The organism is Pseudomonas weihenstephanensis (genome assembly GCF_001043055.1).
GTDB classification, from domain to species: Bacteria; Pseudomonadota; Gammaproteobacteria; order Pseudomonadales; family Pseudomonadaceae; genus Aquipseudomonas; species Aquipseudomonas weihenstephanensis.
The window spans coordinates 400656-418731 of sequence record NZ_JYLF01000003.1; the positions used below are offsets into that span (position 1 = coordinate 400656).

Sequence of the window (18076 nt, forward strand, 5' to 3'; positions counted from 1 at the left end):
GTTCACTATGCCCGTTGCGCAACTGATCAGCCCTCACGCCCTGAAAGAACGTCAGGCGCAACCCGGCCTGATTATTCTGGACTGCCGCTTTGCCCTGGAAGACCCCGACTATGGCCGTTGCAGCTATGGCGAAGGGCATATCGAAGGCGCGCAGTATGCAGACCTGGAACGGGACCTGAGCGGCCCGGTGGTCAAAGGCGTGACGGGCCGTCATCCGTTGCCCGATGCGCGGGCATGGGTTGAGCGCTTGCAGGCGTGGGGCGTCAATGCAGACAGCGACGTGGTGGTGTATGACGACGGACCAGGTGCGTTTGCCGCACGCGCATGGTGGTTGCTTGCCTGGCTGGGCAAGCGCGACGGTGTGTTTATGCTCGATGGCGGTTTGAAAGCGTGGCATGCGGCCGGTTTCTCGTTGAGCCTGGATGCCGTGACGACGCCGCGCGGCACCTTCGAGGGTGCGCCGGATAAACACTTGGTACTGAGTGCCGAGCAGCTGCAAACGCGCCTGGGTGATCCGCAATTGACCTTGATCGATGCGCGCGCGCTGCCGCGTTTTCGCGGTGACGTTGAGCCGATAGATCCTGTTTCAGGGCATATTCCGGGCGCGCAGTGTGCAGCGTTTGGCGAAAACCTCGACAGCACGGGGCGTTTTCTACCGGCTGAGCAACTTAAACAACGCTTTGCTGAAAAACTGGCGGGGCGTTCGCCAGATGCACTGGTGGCATATTGCGGTTCCGGGGTAACGGCGTGCCATAACCTGTTCGCGCTGGCGTTGGCGGGTTATCCACTGGGCAAGCTGTACGCGGGGTCGTGGAGCGAATGGATCAACGATGCGCAACGAGGCGTTGCTACGGGCGATTAAGCATGGCGCCGCGGGGTGCCCGTTGCGATCGCTACGTCAAATGAGCGTTGTTACGCGCTGCGCGATAGGCCCCCGGGCCAACGCCATAGACCTTCTTGAATTGCCGGCTCAAGTGGCTTTGATCGGCAAAACCCAACTGGGCGGCGACCTGCACGGGCAAACACCCTTGTTGCAATAACGCTCTGGCATGAGCGATGCGTTGTTGCATCAGCCAGGTGTGCGGCGGCATGCCAGTGGCCCGTTGAAACACTCGCGCAAAGTGAAACGGCGACAGATTGACTGCCGCAGCCAGTTCTTCCAGCGACGGCGGCTGTGCCAACCGCGTCTGCAACAACTCTTTGGCTTGATTCACCGCGCGGTGTTCGACACCGGGTTTGGCGGGCGTGGGTAATCGTGCGTGGCGATGGAGCAAGGCAAACATCCTCTGGCGCCACACCGTTTGTTGTTGCAGCGCTGATTCCGGGCCTTCGAGCAATTGATGTAACTGGCACAACCCGCTGAACAGTTCAGGGTCTTGCAGCAAGGTGTCCTTGAACAGGGGCAGGTGTGCGCCGGGCAGTTCCAGTTCGTCCAGCAAGCGGTGCATTTGCGCGTTATCCGGGTAGAACGCGCGATAACGCCAGCCTGCGTCATGTCCCTTGTGACCGTTATGCACCTCGTCGGGGTTGATCAACACCAGCGTGCCCGTGGCCGCCAGATGCTCTGCACCGCGATAGCGATAACGCTGGGCGCCCGCCATGATCATGCCGATCACAAAGCCATCATGCACATGCGGCACAAAGCGGTGTTCGATGTAGCGAGCGGTGAGCAACTCGACGCCCGCCAATGGGGGCGTTTGCCAAAACCGGATGGACTCAACCTGCTCGCTGTCCATCACGCCGAACCGCGGCGCAGGGAAGCCAGCCATTGTGGAATGCGCCGCTCAAGATAGTACTGGGGCGTCCTCAGTGAGCCTTCGATGAAACCGACATGCCCGCCCTTGGCGTGCAGCTCCAGCTCGGTGTCGACCGCCAGCTCGCAGGCGTCGGGAATACTGTGTTTGAACACAAACGGATCGTCTTGGGACTGGATAATCAGTGTCGGCGTTTGAATGGCCCCCAGAAAATAGCGACTGGAGGCGCGACGGTAGTAATCGTCGACATTCAAATATCCGTTAAGCGGGGCCGTGACGCGGTCGTCGAACTCCCAGAACGTGCGCATTTTGCTCAAGGACTTGAGCGTGCCCAGTTCGGCCAGTCTGGCCAGACCTTCCTGTTTGGCATCGTGCTCAAACTGGCGCTGCTTGTTTTTGACGTACGCCACCATCTCACGCATGAAGTGCGCCTGGTACACCTTGGAAAATCCCAGGCCAATGCGGTCGGCGCACTGGTCGAGGCGAAAGGGCACCGACACCGCGACGGCGCCTTGCAGCTCACTGCCCGTCCCCGTTTCGCCCAGGTACTTGAGCAGCACGTTGCCCCCCAACGAATAGCCCACGGCATACAGCGGTGCCAGCGGGTAACGGGCCCGCAGGTGAGCCACGGCGGCGGCCAGGTCTTCACTGGCGCCGGAATGGTAACTGCGAGGCAGTAAGTTGGGTTCGCCGGAGCAGCCGCGCCAGTTCAGGGCTACGCTGGCCCAGCCTTGCGCCGCGAGTGCGCGCTGCTGGCCCACGATGTAGTGCGAACCCGAAGAGCCGGTCAGCCCGTGGAGTAATAGCACCAACGGTGCATAGGCTGACGGGGTGCCGTGCCAATCCAGGTCCAGAAAGTCGCCGTCCTCCAGCCACAGGCGCTCACGCTGATGTTCAACGACAGGTTTTGTGCGCCACAACGGTCCCCACAGCGTTTGTAAATGAGGATTGCCCAAGCCCGAAGCAGGGATAAACGGTTGAGCAGGTATGACAGGGAAAGCGGTGGCGCGCACTTAGGTTCTCATTGGGTAGCGGGGGAGTGGGGTGTGCTTAAGTTGCCACAACATAGGCCCACGCCCAAGTGTTGTTTGAGCCCCGAAACTGGCCCAGTTGGTCGAAGTACAGATGCTTTGCGTGCTGTCCTGCGGGCGGGTCCTTTCTGGCAAGGGCAGTTGCTCAGCCTGTGGCCCGACTGTCACGCTGACCCAGCCTTCTGTCTTGAAATGGCGGCTCATGGCGCCTCTTATGTGTGCTGGGGTCATGTTTTGAATGGCCTGGGTCTTGTGAGTAAAGTTCAAGGACTGGTCAAAACGATTGATAATTACCAGCTCATTGCGCAGGCTCGCATTGGTGGCCGTCAGTTGGGGCAGCGCTTTGCGGATGTATTTCTTGATGTCGTCCAGTTGTTCTTTGCTAGGCCCCTCTTTGATGTATTGGGCAAACAGGGCTTTGATCTGCGCTATGGTCGCCTGGCTGTAATGGGGTGGCAGGGAAAGATGAATCACCCAAGGGGTTTGGCCCTTGGCGTGATTGATATCGGACAGCACGCCGTAGGTCACACTGTGCAGTTCACGCAATTGTTTATTAAGTATCTGGTTGAAGATCACATTGCTGATACGCACGGCCAACGCATCCGGGTGGTGATCGGGCAAGGAGTTATGCCCCATCATCAGCAGAGTCTGGGTGGTGCTCTCTTGCAGGTGAAGTGTTGTACCGGTGTTTGTGGAGGCAACCAGCGCCCCTGAAACAGGTAGGGCAGGGCCACTTGGCAGGGCATCGGCGAGTGTTTGACTGAGCACTTGCGCTTGCTCACGTGACAGATCACCCACAATCACTATTTGTGCATTTGTTGCCGTATAAGCGCGGCGATAAAAAGCCCGAACCTGTGTGGTATCAATACGCTTCAGGCCGTCGAGGGTGCCATACATGGGGTTTAATAAGGGGTCATCGACATATAACGCCTTATGAACAAGTGCATGCGCCCGCGATTGCGGGTCTATCTGATCGAGTTTGAGTCGAGTTTCCAGTTCGTGCCTGGCGTGCCGTAAGCCACTCTCGGTAAAGCTTGGCTGTGAGAGCATTTCAGCCAGCAGAGCCATGGCAGGAAGCCTGATTTCAGGACTGCTCAAAGTACGCAATGTGAAGTGGCTTTGCTCTGTACTAATGCCGTTCTCCACATTCACGCCAAGCTGATCAAATGCTCTGGCCAGCGCCTGAGCATCCTTTAATGTAGAGCCCTCGTTGAGCATCGACAGTGTCATGGCGGCCAGGCCGGGTGTGTTTCCTTCGTAGTGACTGCCTGCTGCAAAACTGATGTGGAGGTCGACCATAGGTAAGTCGTGTTTTTCCACAAATAACACTCTGGTGCCCTGCCTGAGTTTCCAGTCCTGGATAAGGGGGGCGTGCAGCGTCAGGGCTGGCTCTTTCAGCTCCAGCAGCGAGGCGAGAGGGGTACTGGAGACCGTTTTTTCTGCAGCGTGCGCGTACTCGGTGACCAGTAATGCAACGCTTAGCCACGCGCTCAGGCAGGCAGGTAAACAGCGTGTGATCAGGTTGGCCTTAATCATGGGGCACCTCTTCAGGCAATGCATAGCTGGTGGTGAGTCGGTCACGGGACAGAAACGTTTGAGCGGTGTGTTGAATGTCCTGCGGGGTGATGGATTTGAAAACATCCAGCCTGGCTTGCTCGTCCTGCCAGGACAGACCGGCCACTTCCAGTTCACCCATGCGTGACGCCTGATTAAACAGTTCGTCACGGTCAAATACGCGCCGCGCAATGATTCGCGTGCGTGCACGCTCAAGGTCTTCAAGCGCGGGCGGATTTTTTTTCAAGGTGTCGATAATGCCAATAATCCGTTCCTTGACCGCCTCCAGCGACTTTGCCTTTTCCATATCAGGCATCGCGCTGATGTTGAACAACTCATCACCCCGGCTGATGGCGTTGTAATGGGTGGTTATCGCCGTCACGAGGCCTTCACTGCGCCATAACTGGCTCTTGAGCAACGAGCTGTCCCCTCCTGCGAGCATCTCGCTGAGCAGTTCCAGTGCTGGGGCAATATGGGGTGCGGTCTGAGTGTTCTGGCTGGGAACGTTGAATGCCATGTACAACATCGCGGGTTGGTGAGCGATGTATTGCGTGATGCTGCGTTCACCCGGCGCAGCCAGTTCGCGCGCCACTGTGCGTACGGGTAACGCTCTTCGCGGGATAGGGCCGAAATAGCGGTCGGCCAGTGCTTTGACCTGCTCTGCCTGCACATCACCGGCAACGACCAGGATGGCGTTATTGGGTGCATACCATTGTTGGTACCAGCGCTTTAAATCGTCGATGTGCAAACGTTCTAGATCATGCAGCCATCCGATGATCGGGCTTCCTTGCGGGCTGGCCGGGTGGGCGAGGCGATGGAGCAGTTCTCTAGCCCGTTGCACGGGGTTGTTATCAACAACTTCGCTGCGTTCGCTTTTTATGACCTCACGCTCTCCCATCCATTGGGCCTGCGTCAGGTGTGATGTGCTCATTTGGTCAGCCAGCATTTCAAAGCTCACGGCCAGTGCGTGCGGTGGAGTCGTTTGAAAGTACAGCGTCGCGTCATGTTCTGTGGTTGCGTTCTCACTGCCACCCAGGTGTTGCAGGATCTGGTCTGATTCGCCCGGGCAGAGCTTGCTGCTGCCATTGAACTGCATATGTTCAACAGCATGAGCCAGGCCGGATTTCCCGGGTTCCTCCTGATTTGAACCGCTGCGGTACCACAAGTGGGTATGTACAAGGCTGGCCCGGTGGTCTTGGTGGACGATGAGTTTGAGGCCGTTATCGAGTATGAATTCATGCGTGGAAGGCGCGCGCGTGGCGCACGCTAACAGCGGTTGCAATGCAATGCCGAGCACCAGCCCGGCGATGAGTCGTTTCATGGTGAGTGTCCTGACGGTTGAGCGTCAGGACAGGTTGAGTCAAACACGTGTAGCAGATGCGTTACATAAGTACGCAATAACAGGTCAAGGGCCCTCAGGGATGAACGGCGGGTATAGGTCGTTGCGCGGCGATCGGACCATGGCTTGTGATTACCCATTGATCGCTTTTGAACTGGCGATTGATCGCCTCTTTGATGTCTTGCCGAGTGAGTGATTGGGCCTGCATGGCCAGCGCATCAAAGTGTCTGGGCAGGCCGTGAGCGCCCATGATGAGTAATTGTTGGAGCATTTGCGCATTGCTGGCACTGGTCAGCGGCAGGTTACCTGCCAGTTGGCGCTTGGCAGCGGTGAGTTCCTGCTCAGTCGGCCCTTCGTCCAACCACTGTGAAAACAGGGCCTTGACCCGCTCAATTGCGGCGTCTTGCAGGCCGGGTTCGGTCTGCAAGCTAATTGTCCAGGGGCCGCCTGCGTGCCAGGCCGGCATGAACGAAGACGCTCCGTAGGTCAGCCCGTGTTTGTGGCGTAACTCATTCATTAGACGGTTATGGCTGGCCCCGCCAAATATCAGATTGGCCACTTGCAGGGCAACGTAATCGGGGTGCTGTGCAGGTACGCCGGGCTGTGCCAGCAAGATCAGGGTTTGGCTGGCGGGGGAATCGAGGTGTGTATGCCCGGCAGGGGGCGCAAACGCGGTGGTGATCGCGACAGGCGCCAGTGCAGGCCCTTGGGGCAGCGCTTGGCTGAGTGCGATGCTTAAGGTTGTTGCGTCGTCCAGCGATATATCCCCCACGATCACCAGCAGCGCGTTGGCGGCGGTGTAGGCCTTCTGATGAAATGCCCGCACGTGCCCTTCATCAATCAACCCAAGACTTTGGTCGTTACCCTGCTGGGCGCTGGCGTAAGGGTGGCCGGCATACAACCGGGCATGCAGGTCTTGTTGGGCAAGGGCTGTGCGATTGTGCCGGGTGATCTTGAGTTCATTGAGCAGCGACGCTTTGGCGCGGTCGATGGCCGCAGGTGTGAAAGCCGGTTCAGAAACCAGCCGGGTAAGCAGTTGCACGGCTGCGTTTCGTGTTTCGTTGTCACTCAGGGTGCGCAGGCTTAACCGGGCTTCATCTTTGTCCAGTGAGGAGGTCAATTGAGCGCCTAACTGATCAAGCGTTTCGCCGATAAGCTGAGCTTCCATGCCTTCGGCGCCTTGGCTCAGCATTTTCAATGTCATGGCCGCAAGCCCCGGTGCGTCATCGTCTCTGCTGCTCCCGGCAGCAAAGCGGATGCTCACGTCTACGACGGGAATTTCACGGGTTTCAATAAACAGTACACCAGCGCCTTCGTGCGTAGTCCAAGCCTGTATTTGCAGTGCCCGGGTTTCGATTTGGCGGTCATCAAGGCTTTTCAATGTCTGTAATCCGTGCGGTACAGCATCAAGTGCCAGCGCTGAACACGTCAGGCAAATGCCCGTGAACAGTGTCGTGATTAAAGCCACTGTCTGGGATGTACGCGTGGGAGCCACGGGCATGTTAGTCATGTTTTTTCTCCTGCCCGGAAACATAGGCGGCGCTGAAACGGTTCTCGGTGAGGTAGGTGCTGGCCAGCTGCTGGATGTCGGCGGGCGTCAGTGCGCGCAGCGTTTGGGCTTGCGTGTCGAGGGTGGACCAAGGCAGGCCGATGCTTTCCAGTTCGCCTATTTCGCTGGCTTGTTTTTCAACCTGATCGTGGGCGTAGATGCGTTTGGTGATGAGCCTTCGTTTGGCACGATCTAAGGTCTGGGCACTGACCTGGGTGGTTTTTAACTCGCTAAGCTGTGCCCAAATCAAGCGTTCAACGGCTTGCGGTGTTTCAGTGCGTGACGGGCTGATTTCGGCCCAGATTCTGAGCAAGGCATCACCGCGATTCAGCAGGTCGTAATGTGAATAAGTCCCCGCCAGCAGACCTTGCTGATGAACCAGACGAGCCTTGATAAGCGAGCTGTCGCTGCTGGCCAGCAGTTCGTTGAGCAACAGCAGGCCAAAGGCGGTTTTAGGGTCTTGCGCGGTGTTTAAGCTGGGCAGATTAAAGGCCATGACCAATTTCCCACTGGGGCTTGGGAGGTCAAGGTGCAGGCTTCGGCGCCCAATAAGTGTCAACTCTGTCGGTGGCCTCGCAGCCGTTAGCGGACGCGGGGTAAGGGGGCCGAAATGCTCGGTGACCAACCCTTGAACCTGCTCCAGCGTCACATCCCCTGCAATGACCAGTAAGGCGTTGTTTGGCGCATACCACTGTCGGTACCACTGGGTGAGTTGCAGATGTTGCAGGCGACCAATGTCATGCATCCAGCCCAGCACAGGGGTTCTATAAGGACTTGCTACATGGGCTATGGTTTTGATCCGCTCATTGACCAGGCTCCAGAGGTTATTGTCGACCGTTGTGCGTCGCTCGTTTTCGATGACTTGGCGTTCTGTCTGCAACTGGGCTTCGCTCCAGCGTGCGCTGTTCATCTGGTCTGCCAGGATTTCGAGAGACACGGCGAGCCGGTTTTTAGCCTGCAACTGGGTATAAAAAGTGGCATCCGGGCGGGTCGTTGCGTTGGCGCTGATGCCCAGCGACTCAAGCACCTTCAAGCCTTCGCCCTGTGGCAACTTGCTGCTGCCTTTGAACACCATGTGCTCCAGGGCGTGAGACAAGCCTGTTTGCCCTTGTTGCTCATAACTGGCGCCCACTTTGTACCAAAGCTGGGACGCGACCACGGGAGCGCGGTGGTCTTCGCGAACGATGACTTTAAGGCCGTTTTGAAGTGTAAAAACGTGAGTAGGAGGGGGTGTTTGTGCATAAACGGTCGCGGGCAACCACAAGGCGATAAGCCAACGACCCAAAAGAGGGTATTTCATCCGGGAAGATCCTTGAGTGTTCTGAGTAGGTCAGAACAGGTTGGATCAGCCCGAGTACTGCAAGGCGTTATATAGGTAGCGCGGCTGACTTAAAGAGCGATCAGGCTTCTCGCGCAAAGATATGCGTGACGCTTAAGCGCTCCGGGCAGAAATACTGATTAGCGACGCGCTGGATGTCATCAGCCGTGATGCGCTGCAATTGTGCGGGTTCGCTATCGATCAGCGTCCAGCTTTGGCCGATGGCCTCAAGGTTGCCAATGACCGAAACCTGTACCTCCAGTGAGTTCAGCTCATCAAGCTTTTTCAGGGCCTGAGCCTGGCCGTAGCGCAGAGTGTCGGGGTCGAGTGCATGGAGTTTTAGCCCCTCAAGCAGCTGTTTTATTTCCAGTTCAACCTGTGGCAGCGACGCAGAGGTGTGTGCACCGAGCGTAGCCGCGATCAGAAACAGGTCATCGTTGAGGCGATAACCCGGCAGGCGGGTGATGGCGCTGGTCAGCGTTTTTTTCCCCTCAGATAACTTGCCTGGTAGCCAGGCGTCAGGGCCGCTGGTGAGCAAGGCACTGATAACTTGCAACGCCCGGATATCTTGAATGTTTTCGGTGGTAGAGACGCTGGGTGTGTTGAAGGCCATTTGCAGGCGTGGCAGCTCGGTGTCCAGATATTGCGTGAGCCTGCGCTCCGCAGTGTGCGGCTCGCCCACCGGTTGTTCCTGCCTCTTATAGGGGGTGCCGCGTGCGAAACCTCCAAACAGGCGTTGAACCACCGGCTGGGTGTGTTCGAGTGTCGTATCCCCTGCAATGACTAGAATCGTGTTGTTGGGCGCGTAGTTCTCCTTGTGCCAGTGCAGCACATCTTCAACGGTGATGTGGTCAAGGTCAGCAATATCGCCGAACGTGTGAGCTTTACCGGCTGCCGGAAAGATGAGTTGTTCAAATTGTGAGGTGATCCAAAAGTCGGAGGTGAAGTAGGGATCTGCACGTTCCAGTTCTTTTGTGCGCTTTATGCCTGCGTTGAGGCGCTCTTGGGACAGTATCGGTTCCTCCATTCTGCTCGCCAGCATCTGAAGTACCGACGACAACGCGGCACGGGGGGCTTCAAGGCTATATGTGCTGACATCGTAATCAAGCCAGCCATTGGCGATGGCGCCGATTTCATTGATCAGGGCTTTATTTTTGAACGCAGCGCCGCCTGTAAGGTATGCCAAGCCTTGTTGGTCAGGACGTTCATGGCGAGTGCCTACTTTGTGAAACAGTGAGGCGCAGACCATTGGGATGCCCGGGTCTTGGCGTATGACAACGCGCAAGCCGTTGTCCAGCGTAAATAGGTGAGTTGCTTTGTCGGTATTGGGTCGCATATTCAACATTCCGTTGTTCAGGGACGCGCTGATCAGGTGCAGATTTGCACATGAGGCGTGTGGTTTATTTGAACAGGCAGAATGCGATGGTGTGAGGGCGTGGAGGCGGTAAATAAATATGGAGGTTAATCGCGGGTGGGTTTGTAAACCTCTACCGCAGACTGCGGTAGAGGTTACAAAAAATTTAGCAGTTGCCTTTAAACCGTAGGCGCTTCGACGGCTTCACGCTGCCACAGGGCATAGTTCACGCCCCCGGCTTTTTGTTCGCGGTGCAGGCGCCAATTGGTAGGCAGGCCCAGTTCTGAGGGGCGCAGCTCGCTTTCGGTGTATACCCACGCCTCGTCTGCCAACCAGCCGCGTTGTTCCAGCAGGTCGCACGCTGGCTTGAGCAGGTCCTTGTGGAACGGCGGGTCGAGGAACACCACGTCAAAGGTGTCACTCGGTGTTGCGTCCAGGTAGCGCAGGGCGTCTGTTTGCTGCACTTCACCCACCGTGCAGCGCAGGATGCCCATGTTTTCGCGGATGTTGGAAATCGCATCGCGGTTGCTGTCCAGCGCCACGCCTTTGGCAGCGCCGCGGGACATGGCTTCGAGGAACAGCGCGCCGCTACCGGCAAACACGTCCAGAACCTTGGCGCCGCCGATATGCGGTGCCAGCCAGTTGAACAGGGTTTCACGTACCCGGTCGGGTGTAGGGCGCAGGCCTTCTACGTGGGGGAAGTCCAGCTTGCGGCTGCGCCATTCCCCGCCAATGATGCGTAACTGACCCGCACCCGAGTGCGATGTGTTTTTTGGCTTTGCCATTAATGCTCCGGAACCCCAAGAGGTTGCTCTGAAGGTTTGTCGGTGGGAGGTGGCAGTGGTTTTTGCGGCACGGTTGGGCCTGCGGTCACTACGACCATTTTATCGGCGCTCAGGTGCTTGTTCATGGCGGCCTTGACCTGCTCGGTAGTCAGGTTCTGGGACTGCTGCATGAAGGTTTCGAGATAGTCCAAAGGCAAATCGTAGAAGCCCATTGCGCCCAGTTGGCCGACGATTGCCGCGTTGCTGGCGGTGGACAGCGGGAAGCTGCCTGCCAATTCACGCTTGGCATCGTCGAGTTCTTTTTGCGTGGGACCTTGTTTCAGGTAGTCGGCCAGAATGTCTTGCACCAGTTTGAGCGTGCCTTCGCTCAGTTCGGCGCGTGTTTGCAGGTTAATCATGAACGGGCCGCGCGCTTGCATCGGGCTGAAGCCTGAGTAAACGCCGTAGGTCAGGCCACGTTTTTCACGTACTTCGGTCATCAGGCGCGTGCCAAAACCGCCACCGCCCAACACCTGGTTGCCCAGTGACAGCGCCGCGTAGTCCGGGTCGTCGCGGTCAATGCCCAATTGCGACAACAGCAAGTGAGTTTGTTTGGACGGGAACTCAATGTGGGTAGCGCCCGCTTTGGGTTCGCCCGGCTGTACGGTTTTGGGCAGCGCCGGGCCTTTAGGCAGTGCTGCTGAAACCTGCGCCGCCATTGCCTCGGCTTCTTCACGCGACAGATCACCCACAATCGCGATCACCGCATTGCCTGCGGTGTAGGCCTTGTTATGGAAGGCTTTGAGCTGATCGACGGTGATCAAAGCGATGCTGTCAGCGTTGCCATCACTGGCATGGGCGTACGGGTGGTTGCCGTACAGGCGCTTGAACAGCTCATCGCTGGCCAGTTTGCCGGGGTTTTGCTTCTGGAACTCAAAGCTGGCCAGCAACTGATTTTTGATGCGCGCCAGCGAGTCGGCCGGGAACGTCGGTTTGCCAATCACTTCAGCGAACAGGTTAAGCGCCGGGGCACGTTTGGCCGGGTCGCTCAGGCTGCGCAGCGAGACCACCGCCATGTCGCGATAGGCGCCGTTGCCAAAATCAGCGCCTAGGCCTTCAAAGCCCTGGGCAATCGCGCCGACATCTTTGCCCGCCACGCCTTCGTTGAGCATGGCATTGGTCAGCAAGGCCAGACCGGGCGTGTTGTCGTCCTGGCTACTGCCGGCGGCAAAAGTCAGGCGCAGGTCGAACATCGGCAGCTGCCGGGCTTCGACGAACAGCACTTTGGAACCCTCGGCGGTTTTCCAGGTTTGCACGTTCATTGCGCGATGGCTGGGGGCCTTGCCGTCGAGTTCGGCCAGCGATTCGAGCGTGTGCCCGGCCTTGGCGTTTTCAAGTGCGGGGCTGGCCACGGACACGGCCGGGCTGGCGAAGTAATAGCCGAGTGCGCCGACCAGGACTGCGGTGGTCAGGCCGAGCAGGGCGTAGCGGGGACCTTTACGCTCACTCATGGGTTTTCTCCTCGGGCAGTACATGCGCAACGCTCAGGCGGTCGCGAGTGAAATAGGTACGCGCGGCTTGCTGGATGTCGGCCGGGGTCACTTTTTGTAAGTCTTGCAGTTCAGTGTCCATCAGCTTCCAGGACAAACCGACGGTTTCGAGCTGACCAATAGAGGTGGCTTGGGAGGTGATCGAGTCACGCTCGTAGACCAGCCCGGCGATCACTTGGGCGCGCACGCGCTCCAGTTCTTGCGCGGTAGGCGGCGTTTTTTTCAGCTCATCGAGCAGGCGCCATACACCCGCTTCGGCTTGAGCCAGGGTGACTTTCTTCTGGCTGTTGGGCATGGCGCTGAGCAGGAACAGGCTGTCGCCACGGGTGAACGCGTCGTAGCTCGACGAAGCGCCGGACACCAGTTCTTCACCACGCTCCAGCTGTGTCGGCATGCGCGCACTGTAGCCGCCATCCAGCAAGGCTGAAATCAGGCGCAAGGCGTTGGCGGTGACCGGGTCTTTGGCGGTGGACACGCTCGGTACGTTGAAACCCATCATCAGGCTTGGCAGTTCGGTTTGAACGTGGACTTTGAGCAACCGTTCGCCGGGGGTCGCCAGTTCAAGCGGTGCCTTGGCAATTGGAATTTGACGCTGAGTCACCGGGCCGAAATAACGCTGGGCCAGCTTTTTGACTTCATCCGGGGTCACGTCACCCACCACCACCAGGGTGGCGTTGTTGGGGGCATACCACTCTTCATACCAGGCACGCAGCTCGGCAACGTTCATGCGCTCCAGGTCAACCATCCAGCCGATGGTCGGCGTGTGGTAGCCACTGGAGGGGTAGGCCATTGCGCTGAACAGCTCGTAAGCTTTGCTCATGGGCTGGTCATCGGTGCGCAGGCGGCGCTCCTCTTTAATGACTTCGATTTCGCGCTTGAACTCTTCTGGCGGCAGACGCAGGCTGGCCATGCGGTCAGCTTCAAGCTCGAACGCCACACCCAGGCGGTCGCGGGCCAGCACTTGGTAATAGGCGGTGTAGTCATCGCTGGTAAAGGCGTTTTCCTGTGCGCCGAGGTCGCGCAGGATCAACGAGGCTTCGCCGGGACCGACTTTGTTACTGCCTTTGAACATCATGTGTTCAAGGGCGTGCGAGAGACCGGTCTTGCCGGGCGTCTCGTAACTGGAGCCCACCTTGTACCAGACCTGTGACACCACCACCGGCGCACGGTGATCTTCGCGCACGATGACTTTAAGGCCGTTGTCCAGGCGGAACTCGTGGGTAGGCTGCGGTTCGGCCGCCAGGGCCGAAAGCGGGAGGCAAACTGTGCTGAGCAACAGGCCAGCAGCGCGGCGGGCTAGAGCATTCATTCGTTTTTAAACCTGTTGGGCTGCCCGCTTGGCCTTAGCGTCGGCGGGTGAGGAGGTGCTAGGATACTGATCCGTTTTACTGGCGGCCACGTCTATCCGGCCTTTGACGATCAGGCGACGTTTGATCGGGCAGTATAGAAGCCCGCTTGGCGATGTGGATGCATGTCGGTAAATTTCATGTTTTTGCCGATTTTTCTGTTCAAAGTCCGAGTAAAGACGAAGTTTCGCAGGTGTTTTTTACCCTTCGACTAAGTTGTGTGCGAACGAGCTGACGAAAATACAGTCTTTTTCACACCGAATATTATTTGCCGGGGCGCCACAGTGGCGCGTCGCTACGATGAGATAGCCGTCCTCCATGTTTGGTTCCAACGACGACAAGAAGAACCCAGCCAAGGCTGGCGAGAAAAAAGGCCTGTTCGGGTGGCTGCGCAGAAAGCCGCAGGAAACCGTCGTTGAGCAGCCATCTGCTCCCGAAGTCACGCCCGAGCCGCTGATCGAACCCACGCCCGTCGTGATCGAAACTGTGCGTGAAGGGGCAGTGCTCGCTGAGCCTGAACCGACGCCTGCTGCCGAGCCGCCAATGACACCTCAACCGTGGCCAACTCTGCCGGTGGCAGAAGAGCCGGTTGCGCTGGTTGAGGACGTGCAAGCGCCGCATGTGGTACCGCCGATTCCTGCGCCCGAGGTTGAGGTGGCGGTTGAGGCGGTGATTGCGCCTGCGCCTGTGGTCGAAGTGCTTGAAGTGCTTGAACCCGTCGTAGAGCCTGTCGAGCCAGAGCCAGAGCCAGAGCCAGAGCCAGAGCCAGAGCCAGTTGCGGTCATCGCGCCTGTCGCAGTTGTACGACCGGCTGCGGCCCCTGCACCTGTCGTGCAGGCACCGCCCGCTGTCATTGAAGCGCCTGCGCCCAAAGCCGAACCGGTTCCAGAAGCTAAAAGCGGTTTCTTCTCGCGCCTCAAGCAAGGTCTTTCGAAAACCAGCGCCAGCATCGGCGAGGGCATGGCGAGCCTGTTTCTGGGCAAAAAAGCCATTGATGACGACCTGCTTGAAGAGATCGAAACCCGCTTGTTGACCGCTGACGTGGGCGTTGAAGCCACCTCGGTGATCATCAAGAACCTGACGCAAAAGGTGGCCCGCAAGCAACTGACCGACGCCGATGCGCTCTACAAATCCTTGCAGGATGAGCTGGCGGCGATGCTCAAGCCGGTCGAACAGCCACTGAAGATTGAATCGCAGAACAAGCCTTTCGTGATTTTGGTGGTGGGCGTCAACGGTGCGGGTAAAACCACCACCATCGGCAAATTGGCCAAAAAGCTGCAACTCGAAGGCAAGAAAGTCATGCTCGCTGCGGGCGATACCTTCCGTGCGGCGGCCGTTGAGCAGTTGCAAGTGTGGGGCGAGCGCAACAACATCCCGGTGATTGCACAGCACACTGGCGCCGATTCGGCGTCGGTGATTTTCGACGCCGTGCAGGCCGCCAAAGCCCGTGGCGTGGACGTGTTGATTGCTGACACCGCGGGGCGCCTGCACACCAAAGACAACCTGATGGAAGAGCTGAAAAAGGTGCGCCGCGTGATCGGCAAGCTCGACGCAGATGCGCCACACGAAGTGCTGCTGGTGCTCGACGCGGGCACCGGCCAGAACGCGATCAGCCAGGCCAAGCAATTCAACCAGACCGTCGCGCTTACAGGGCTTGCCTTGACTAAGCTTGACGGTACGGCCAAAGGCGGGGTGATTTTCGCGCTGGCCAAGCAATTCAGCATCCCGATCCGCTTTATCGGTGTCGGTGAAGGCATCGACGATTTGCGCACCTTTGAATCCGAACCCTTTGTCCAAGCTCTGTTTGCGGAGCGGGAGCGTCCATGATTCGTTTCGAGCAGGTCGGTAAACGCTATCCAAATGGACATGTGGGCCTGCACGAGCTGAGCTTTCGGGTCCGCCGTGGCGAATTCCTTTTTGTGACCGGCCATTCTGGCGCGGGCAAAAGCACGTTGTTGCGCCTGTTGCTGGCGATGGAGCGGCCCACCAGCGGCAAACTGCTGCTGGCCGGCCAGGACCTGAGCCAGATCAGCAATGCGCAGATCCCGTTTCTGCGTCGTCAGATTGGCGTGGTGTTCCAGAACCACCAACTGCTGTTTGATCGCACCGTGTTCAACAACGTCGCCTTGCCGTTACAGATTCTTGGGTTGTCCAAGGCTGAAATCGCCAAACGCGTTGATTCGGCGCTGGAGCGCGTATCGCTGTCGGATAAAACCGATTTGTACCCAGGCGACTTGTCCACCGGCCAACAACAGCGCGTGGGTATTGCGCGCGCAATCGTGCATCGTCCGGCGTTGCTGCTGGCCGATGAACCCACCGGTAACCTCGACCCGCGTCTGGCGGCGGAAATCATGGGCGTATTTGAAGACATCAACCGTTTGGGCACCAGCGTCCTGATCGCCAGTCACGACCTGGCCCTGATCGCCCGCATGCGCCACCGCATGCTGACCTTGCAGCGCGGCCGATTGATCGGTGACGGGGAGGCAGGGCAATGAGTGCAACACGCAGCCCCAAAGTGTCTGAGCGCGTAGCCCCCAAGGCTGCCGACCCACAGCCGTCGAAGAAAAAACACGATGAAGACGACGGGCCAACCTTTGGCATGTTGTTTCATGCCTGGATCGAAGCGCATCGCGCCAGTCTGCTCGACAGCCTGCGACGTTTGGGCAAGCAGCCGATTGGCAGCTTTTTCACCTGCCTGGTGATGGCGGTGGCGTTGAGCTTGCCGATGGGCCTGTCGTTGTTGCTCAACAACGTAGAGCGCCTGGGCGGTTCGTGGCAGCGTGCGGCACAGATTTCGCTGTATTTGCAGATGGACGCCAGTGGTGATCAAGGCGAACAGCTGAGCAATCAGATAAAAGGTATGTCAGGGGTCGCGGACGCTGAGTTCATCAGCCGCGAAAAAGCCCTCGAAGAGTTCCAGCAGCAGTCAGGGCTGGGCGAAGCGCTTAAAGAGTTGCCGGATAACCCGCTGCCCGGCGTAGTGCTGGTGACCCCCAATCAGGTTGACAAAGCCACCCTTGAAGCCCTTCGCGAGCGTCTTTCCGAGCTGCCGAAGGTGCAACAGGCGCAACTTGATCTAGTCTGGGTCGAGCGCCTGGCGGCCATTCTGAAGTTGGGTGATCGTTTTGTGTTCGGTTTGACGGTGTTGTTGGTCTCGGCGCTGTTGCTGGTCATCGGTAACACGATTCGCCTGCATATTGAGAACCGCCGAGTCGAAATCGAGGTCACCAAGCTGGTCGGTGGCACTGATAGCTATGTGCGTAGGCCGTTTCTATACATGGGTGCGCTTTATGGTTTGGGCGCTGGCGTACTTTCGTGGGGCGTTTTGGCCTTTGGCCTGAACTGGCTCAACGACGCGGTTGTGGGGCTTGCCGGGTTGTACGGCAGTAATTTTGCACTGGCCGGTGTGCCGGTAGCCGATGGTCTGTCTCTCTTGCTTGGTGCGGTGCTGTTAGGGTATATCGGTGCATGGATTGCGGTAGCACGTCATTTACGTGAGCTTTCACCCAAGTAGTTTCATTTTTACCTGTTGACCTTTTCAGCTTATGTGGGAACTTTTTTCGTGGTTCCCGGTCAATTTTCGCAGTGCTGAACTGCACGAGTTATGTGAGTCGGAGGTTTTTCGTATGACCACTTCTTTGCAACCTGCGTATGCGTTAGTCCCTGGTGCGAACCTTGAGGCCTACGTAAACACCGTGAACAGCATTCCACTGCTGACACCGGAGCAGGAGCGTGAACTGGCCGAGAGTCTCTATTATGAGCAGGATCTTGAGGCGGCTCGGCAGATGGTGCTCGCCCACCTGCGTTTTGTTGTACACATTGCCCGCAGTTATTCGGGCTATGGTTTGGCACAGGCTGACCTGATCCAGGAAGGTAACGTTGGCCTGATGAAAGCGGTTAAACGCTTTAACCCTGAAATGGGTGTGCGTCTGGTGTCGTTTGCGGTGCACTGGATCAAAGCCGAAATTCACGAATTCATCCTGCGTAACTGGCGGATCGTGAAAGTGGCCACCACCAAGGCTCAGCGCAAACTGTTCTTCAACCTGCGCAGCCAGAAAAAACGTTTGGCCTGGCTGAACAACGATGAAGTGCATCGTGTGGCTGAAAGCCTGGGTGTTGAGCCTCGCGAAGTGCGCGAGATGGAAAGCCGGTTGACGGGCCATGACATGGCGTTCGACCCGGCCGCCGAAGCTGACGACGACAGTGCGTTCCAGTCGCCAGCCAATTATCTGGAAGACCACCGGTACGACCCGGCGCGTCAACTGGAAGATGCTGACTGGACCGATAACTCCACCAGCAACCTGCACGAAGCGTTGGAAGTGCTGGACGACCGCAGCCGCGACATTCTCTATCAGCGCTGGTTGGCTGAAGAGAAAGCCACGCTGCATGACCTGGCGCAGAAGTACAACGTGTCTGCCGAGCGTATTCGTCAGCTGGAAAAGAGCGCGATGAACAAGCTCAAACTGTCGATTGCCGCCTAAACCGGCTCGACAAAAAAACGCCCCGATCCTTCGGGG

At 58.0% G+C, this 18076-nt stretch carries 15 protein-coding genes; 5 read left to right on the top strand and 10 right to left on the bottom strand.

Translation table 11 applies throughout. The annotated features are described in order from the left end of the window. Nucleotides 1–7: 7 nt before the first annotated feature. Entirely contained in the window at nt 8–862 is an 855-nt protein-coding gene (locus TU86_RS09415; protein ID WP_048364023.1) for a sulfurtransferase, read from the top strand. A 31-nt stretch (nt 863–893) separates the two neighbouring features. On the opposite strand, the gene TU86_RS09420 is transcribed toward TU86_RS09415, so the two are convergent. The 10 genes from TU86_RS09420 to TU86_RS09465 all read right to left on the bottom strand — a co-directional run bounded on the left by TU86_RS09420 (nt 894) and on the right by TU86_RS09465 (nt 13522). Further along, a complete protein-coding gene (locus tag TU86_RS09420; protein ID WP_173427016.1) occupies nt 894–1736 on the bottom strand; it encodes an AraC family transcriptional regulator in 843 nt (280 codons plus the stop codon). After that, nucleotides 1736–2725 carry a hydrolase gene (locus TU86_RS09425; protein ID WP_048364289.1) on the bottom strand — a complete coding sequence of 330 codons (990 nt, stop codon included), beginning with the start codon at nt 2723–2725 and terminating at the stop codon, nt 1736–1738. Before TU86_RS09425 ends, TU86_RS09420 begins: the two co-directional genes overlap by 1 nt. Before the next feature lie 42 nt (nt 2726–2767). After that, nucleotides 2768–4366 (bottom strand): M16 family metallopeptidase, encoded by a 1599-nt coding sequence (locus TU86_RS09430; RefSeq protein ID WP_162207801.1) that lies wholly within the window; start codon nt 4364–4366, stop codon nt 2768–2770. Next, nucleotides 4314–5660, bottom strand: coding sequence for a M16 family metallopeptidase (locus TU86_RS09435; protein ID WP_048364026.1), 1347 nt, complete (start codon nt 5658–5660; stop codon nt 4314–4316). Before TU86_RS09435 ends, TU86_RS09430 begins: the two co-directional genes overlap by 53 nt. A gap of 94 nt (nt 5661–5754) precedes the next feature. Next, nucleotides 5755–7188: a M16 family metallopeptidase gene (locus TU86_RS09440; RefSeq protein WP_053076000.1), complete on the bottom strand. Its 1434-nt coding sequence runs from the start codon at nt 7186–7188 to the stop codon at nt 5755–5757. Further along, complete coding sequence (locus tag TU86_RS09445) at nt 7181–8527, bottom strand: M16 family metallopeptidase (protein ID WP_048364027.1); 1347 nt, start codon at nt 8525–8527, stop codon at nt 7181–7183. The genes TU86_RS09440 and TU86_RS09445 overlap by 8 nt, the downstream gene beginning before the upstream one ends. A 100-nt stretch (nt 8528–8627) precedes the next feature. Then, nucleotides 8628–9881 carry a M16 family metallopeptidase gene (locus TU86_RS09450; RefSeq protein ID WP_048364028.1) on the bottom strand — a complete coding sequence of 418 codons (1254 nt, stop codon included), beginning with the start codon at nt 9879–9881 and terminating at the stop codon, nt 8628–8630. A 197-nt stretch (nt 9882–10078) separates the two neighbouring features. Further along, nucleotides 10079–10684 carry a 16S rRNA (guanine(966)-N(2))-methyltransferase RsmD gene (rsmD, locus tag TU86_RS09455; RefSeq protein ID WP_048364029.1) on the bottom strand — a complete coding sequence of 202 codons (606 nt, stop codon included), beginning with the start codon at nt 10682–10684 and terminating at the stop codon, nt 10079–10081. Continuing rightward, nucleotides 10684–12174: a M16 family metallopeptidase gene (locus TU86_RS09460; protein ID WP_048364030.1), complete on the bottom strand. Its 1491-nt coding sequence runs from the start codon at nt 12172–12174 to the stop codon at nt 10684–10686. Before TU86_RS09460 ends, rsmD begins: the two co-directional genes overlap by 1 nt. Next, nucleotides 12167–13522, bottom strand: a complete 1356-nt coding sequence (locus TU86_RS09465) for a M16 family metallopeptidase (protein ID WP_048364031.1) — start codon at nt 13520–13522, stop codon at nt 12167–12169. Before TU86_RS09465 ends, TU86_RS09460 begins: the two co-directional genes overlap by 8 nt. Nucleotides 13523–13877: 355 nt before the next feature. Here TU86_RS09465 and ftsY point away from each other — a divergent pair, with 355 nt between their 5' ends. From ftsY to rpoH, 4 genes are all read left to right on the top strand, one after another. Beyond that, nucleotides 13878–15386, top strand: coding sequence for a signal recognition particle-docking protein FtsY (ftsY, locus tag TU86_RS09470; RefSeq protein WP_048364032.1), 1509 nt, complete (start codon nt 13878–13880; stop codon nt 15384–15386). Beyond that, a complete protein-coding gene (gene ftsE / locus TU86_RS09475; protein WP_048364033.1) occupies nt 15383–16054 on the top strand; it encodes a cell division ATP-binding protein FtsE in 672 nt (223 codons plus the stop codon). The genes ftsY and ftsE overlap by 4 nt, the downstream gene beginning before the upstream one ends. Further along, the gene (gene ftsX / locus TU86_RS09480; RefSeq protein WP_048364034.1) at nt 16051–17073 is read left to right on the top strand and encodes a permease-like cell division protein FtsX; all 1023 of its coding nucleotides are present in this window, start codon (nt 16051–16053) and stop codon (nt 17071–17073) included. The genes ftsE and ftsX overlap by 4 nt, the downstream gene beginning before the upstream one ends. A gap of 112 nt (nt 17074–17185) precedes the next feature. Continuing rightward, on the top strand, nt 17186–18040 hold the full coding sequence (gene rpoH, locus TU86_RS09485; protein WP_048364291.1) for an RNA polymerase sigma factor RpoH: 855 nt from the start codon (nt 17186–17188) through the stop codon (nt 18038–18040). The last annotated feature ends 36 nt before the right edge of the window (nt 18041–18076 follow it).

Coding starts and splice junctions, on each gene's coding strand:
- TU86_RS09415 (WP_048364023.1), top strand. CDS start 8: ATGCCCGTTGCGCAACTGATCAGCCCTCACGCCCTGAAAGAACGTCAG.
- TU86_RS09420 (WP_173427016.1), bottom strand. CDS start 1,736: ATGGACAGCGAGCAGGTTGAGTCCATCCGGTTTTGGCAAACGCCCCCA.
- TU86_RS09435 (WP_048364026.1), bottom strand. CDS start 5,660: ATGAAACGACTCATCGCCGGGCTGGTGCTCGGCATTGCATTGCAACCG.
- TU86_RS09440 (WP_053076000.1), bottom strand. CDS start 7,188: ATGACTAACATGCCCGTGGCTCCCACGCGTACATCCCAGACAGTGGCT.
- TU86_RS09445 (WP_048364027.1), bottom strand. CDS start 8,527: ATGAAATACCCTCTTTTGGGTCGTTGGCTTATCGCCTTGTGGTTGCCC.
- TU86_RS09450 (WP_048364028.1), bottom strand. CDS start 9,881: ATGCGACCCAATACCGACAAAGCAACTCACCTATTTACGCTGGACAAC.
- rsmD (WP_048364029.1), bottom strand. CDS start 10,684: ATGGCAAAGCCAAAAAACACATCGCACTCGGGTGCGGGTCAGTTACGC.
- TU86_RS09460 (WP_048364030.1), bottom strand. CDS start 12,174: ATGAGTGAGCGTAAAGGTCCCCGCTACGCCCTGCTCGGCCTGACCACC.
- TU86_RS09465 (WP_048364031.1), bottom strand. CDS start 13,522: ATGAATGCTCTAGCCCGCCGCGCTGCTGGCCTGTTGCTCAGCACAGTT.
- ftsY (WP_048364032.1), top strand. CDS start 13,878: ATGTTTGGTTCCAACGACGACAAGAAGAACCCAGCCAAGGCTGGCGAG.
- ftsE (WP_048364033.1), top strand. CDS start 15,383: ATGATTCGTTTCGAGCAGGTCGGTAAACGCTATCCAAATGGACATGTG.
- ftsX (WP_048364034.1), top strand. CDS start 16,051: ATGAGTGCAACACGCAGCCCCAAAGTGTCTGAGCGCGTAGCCCCCAAG.
- rpoH (WP_048364291.1), top strand. CDS start 17,186: ATGACCACTTCTTTGCAACCTGCGTATGCGTTAGTCCCTGGTGCGAAC.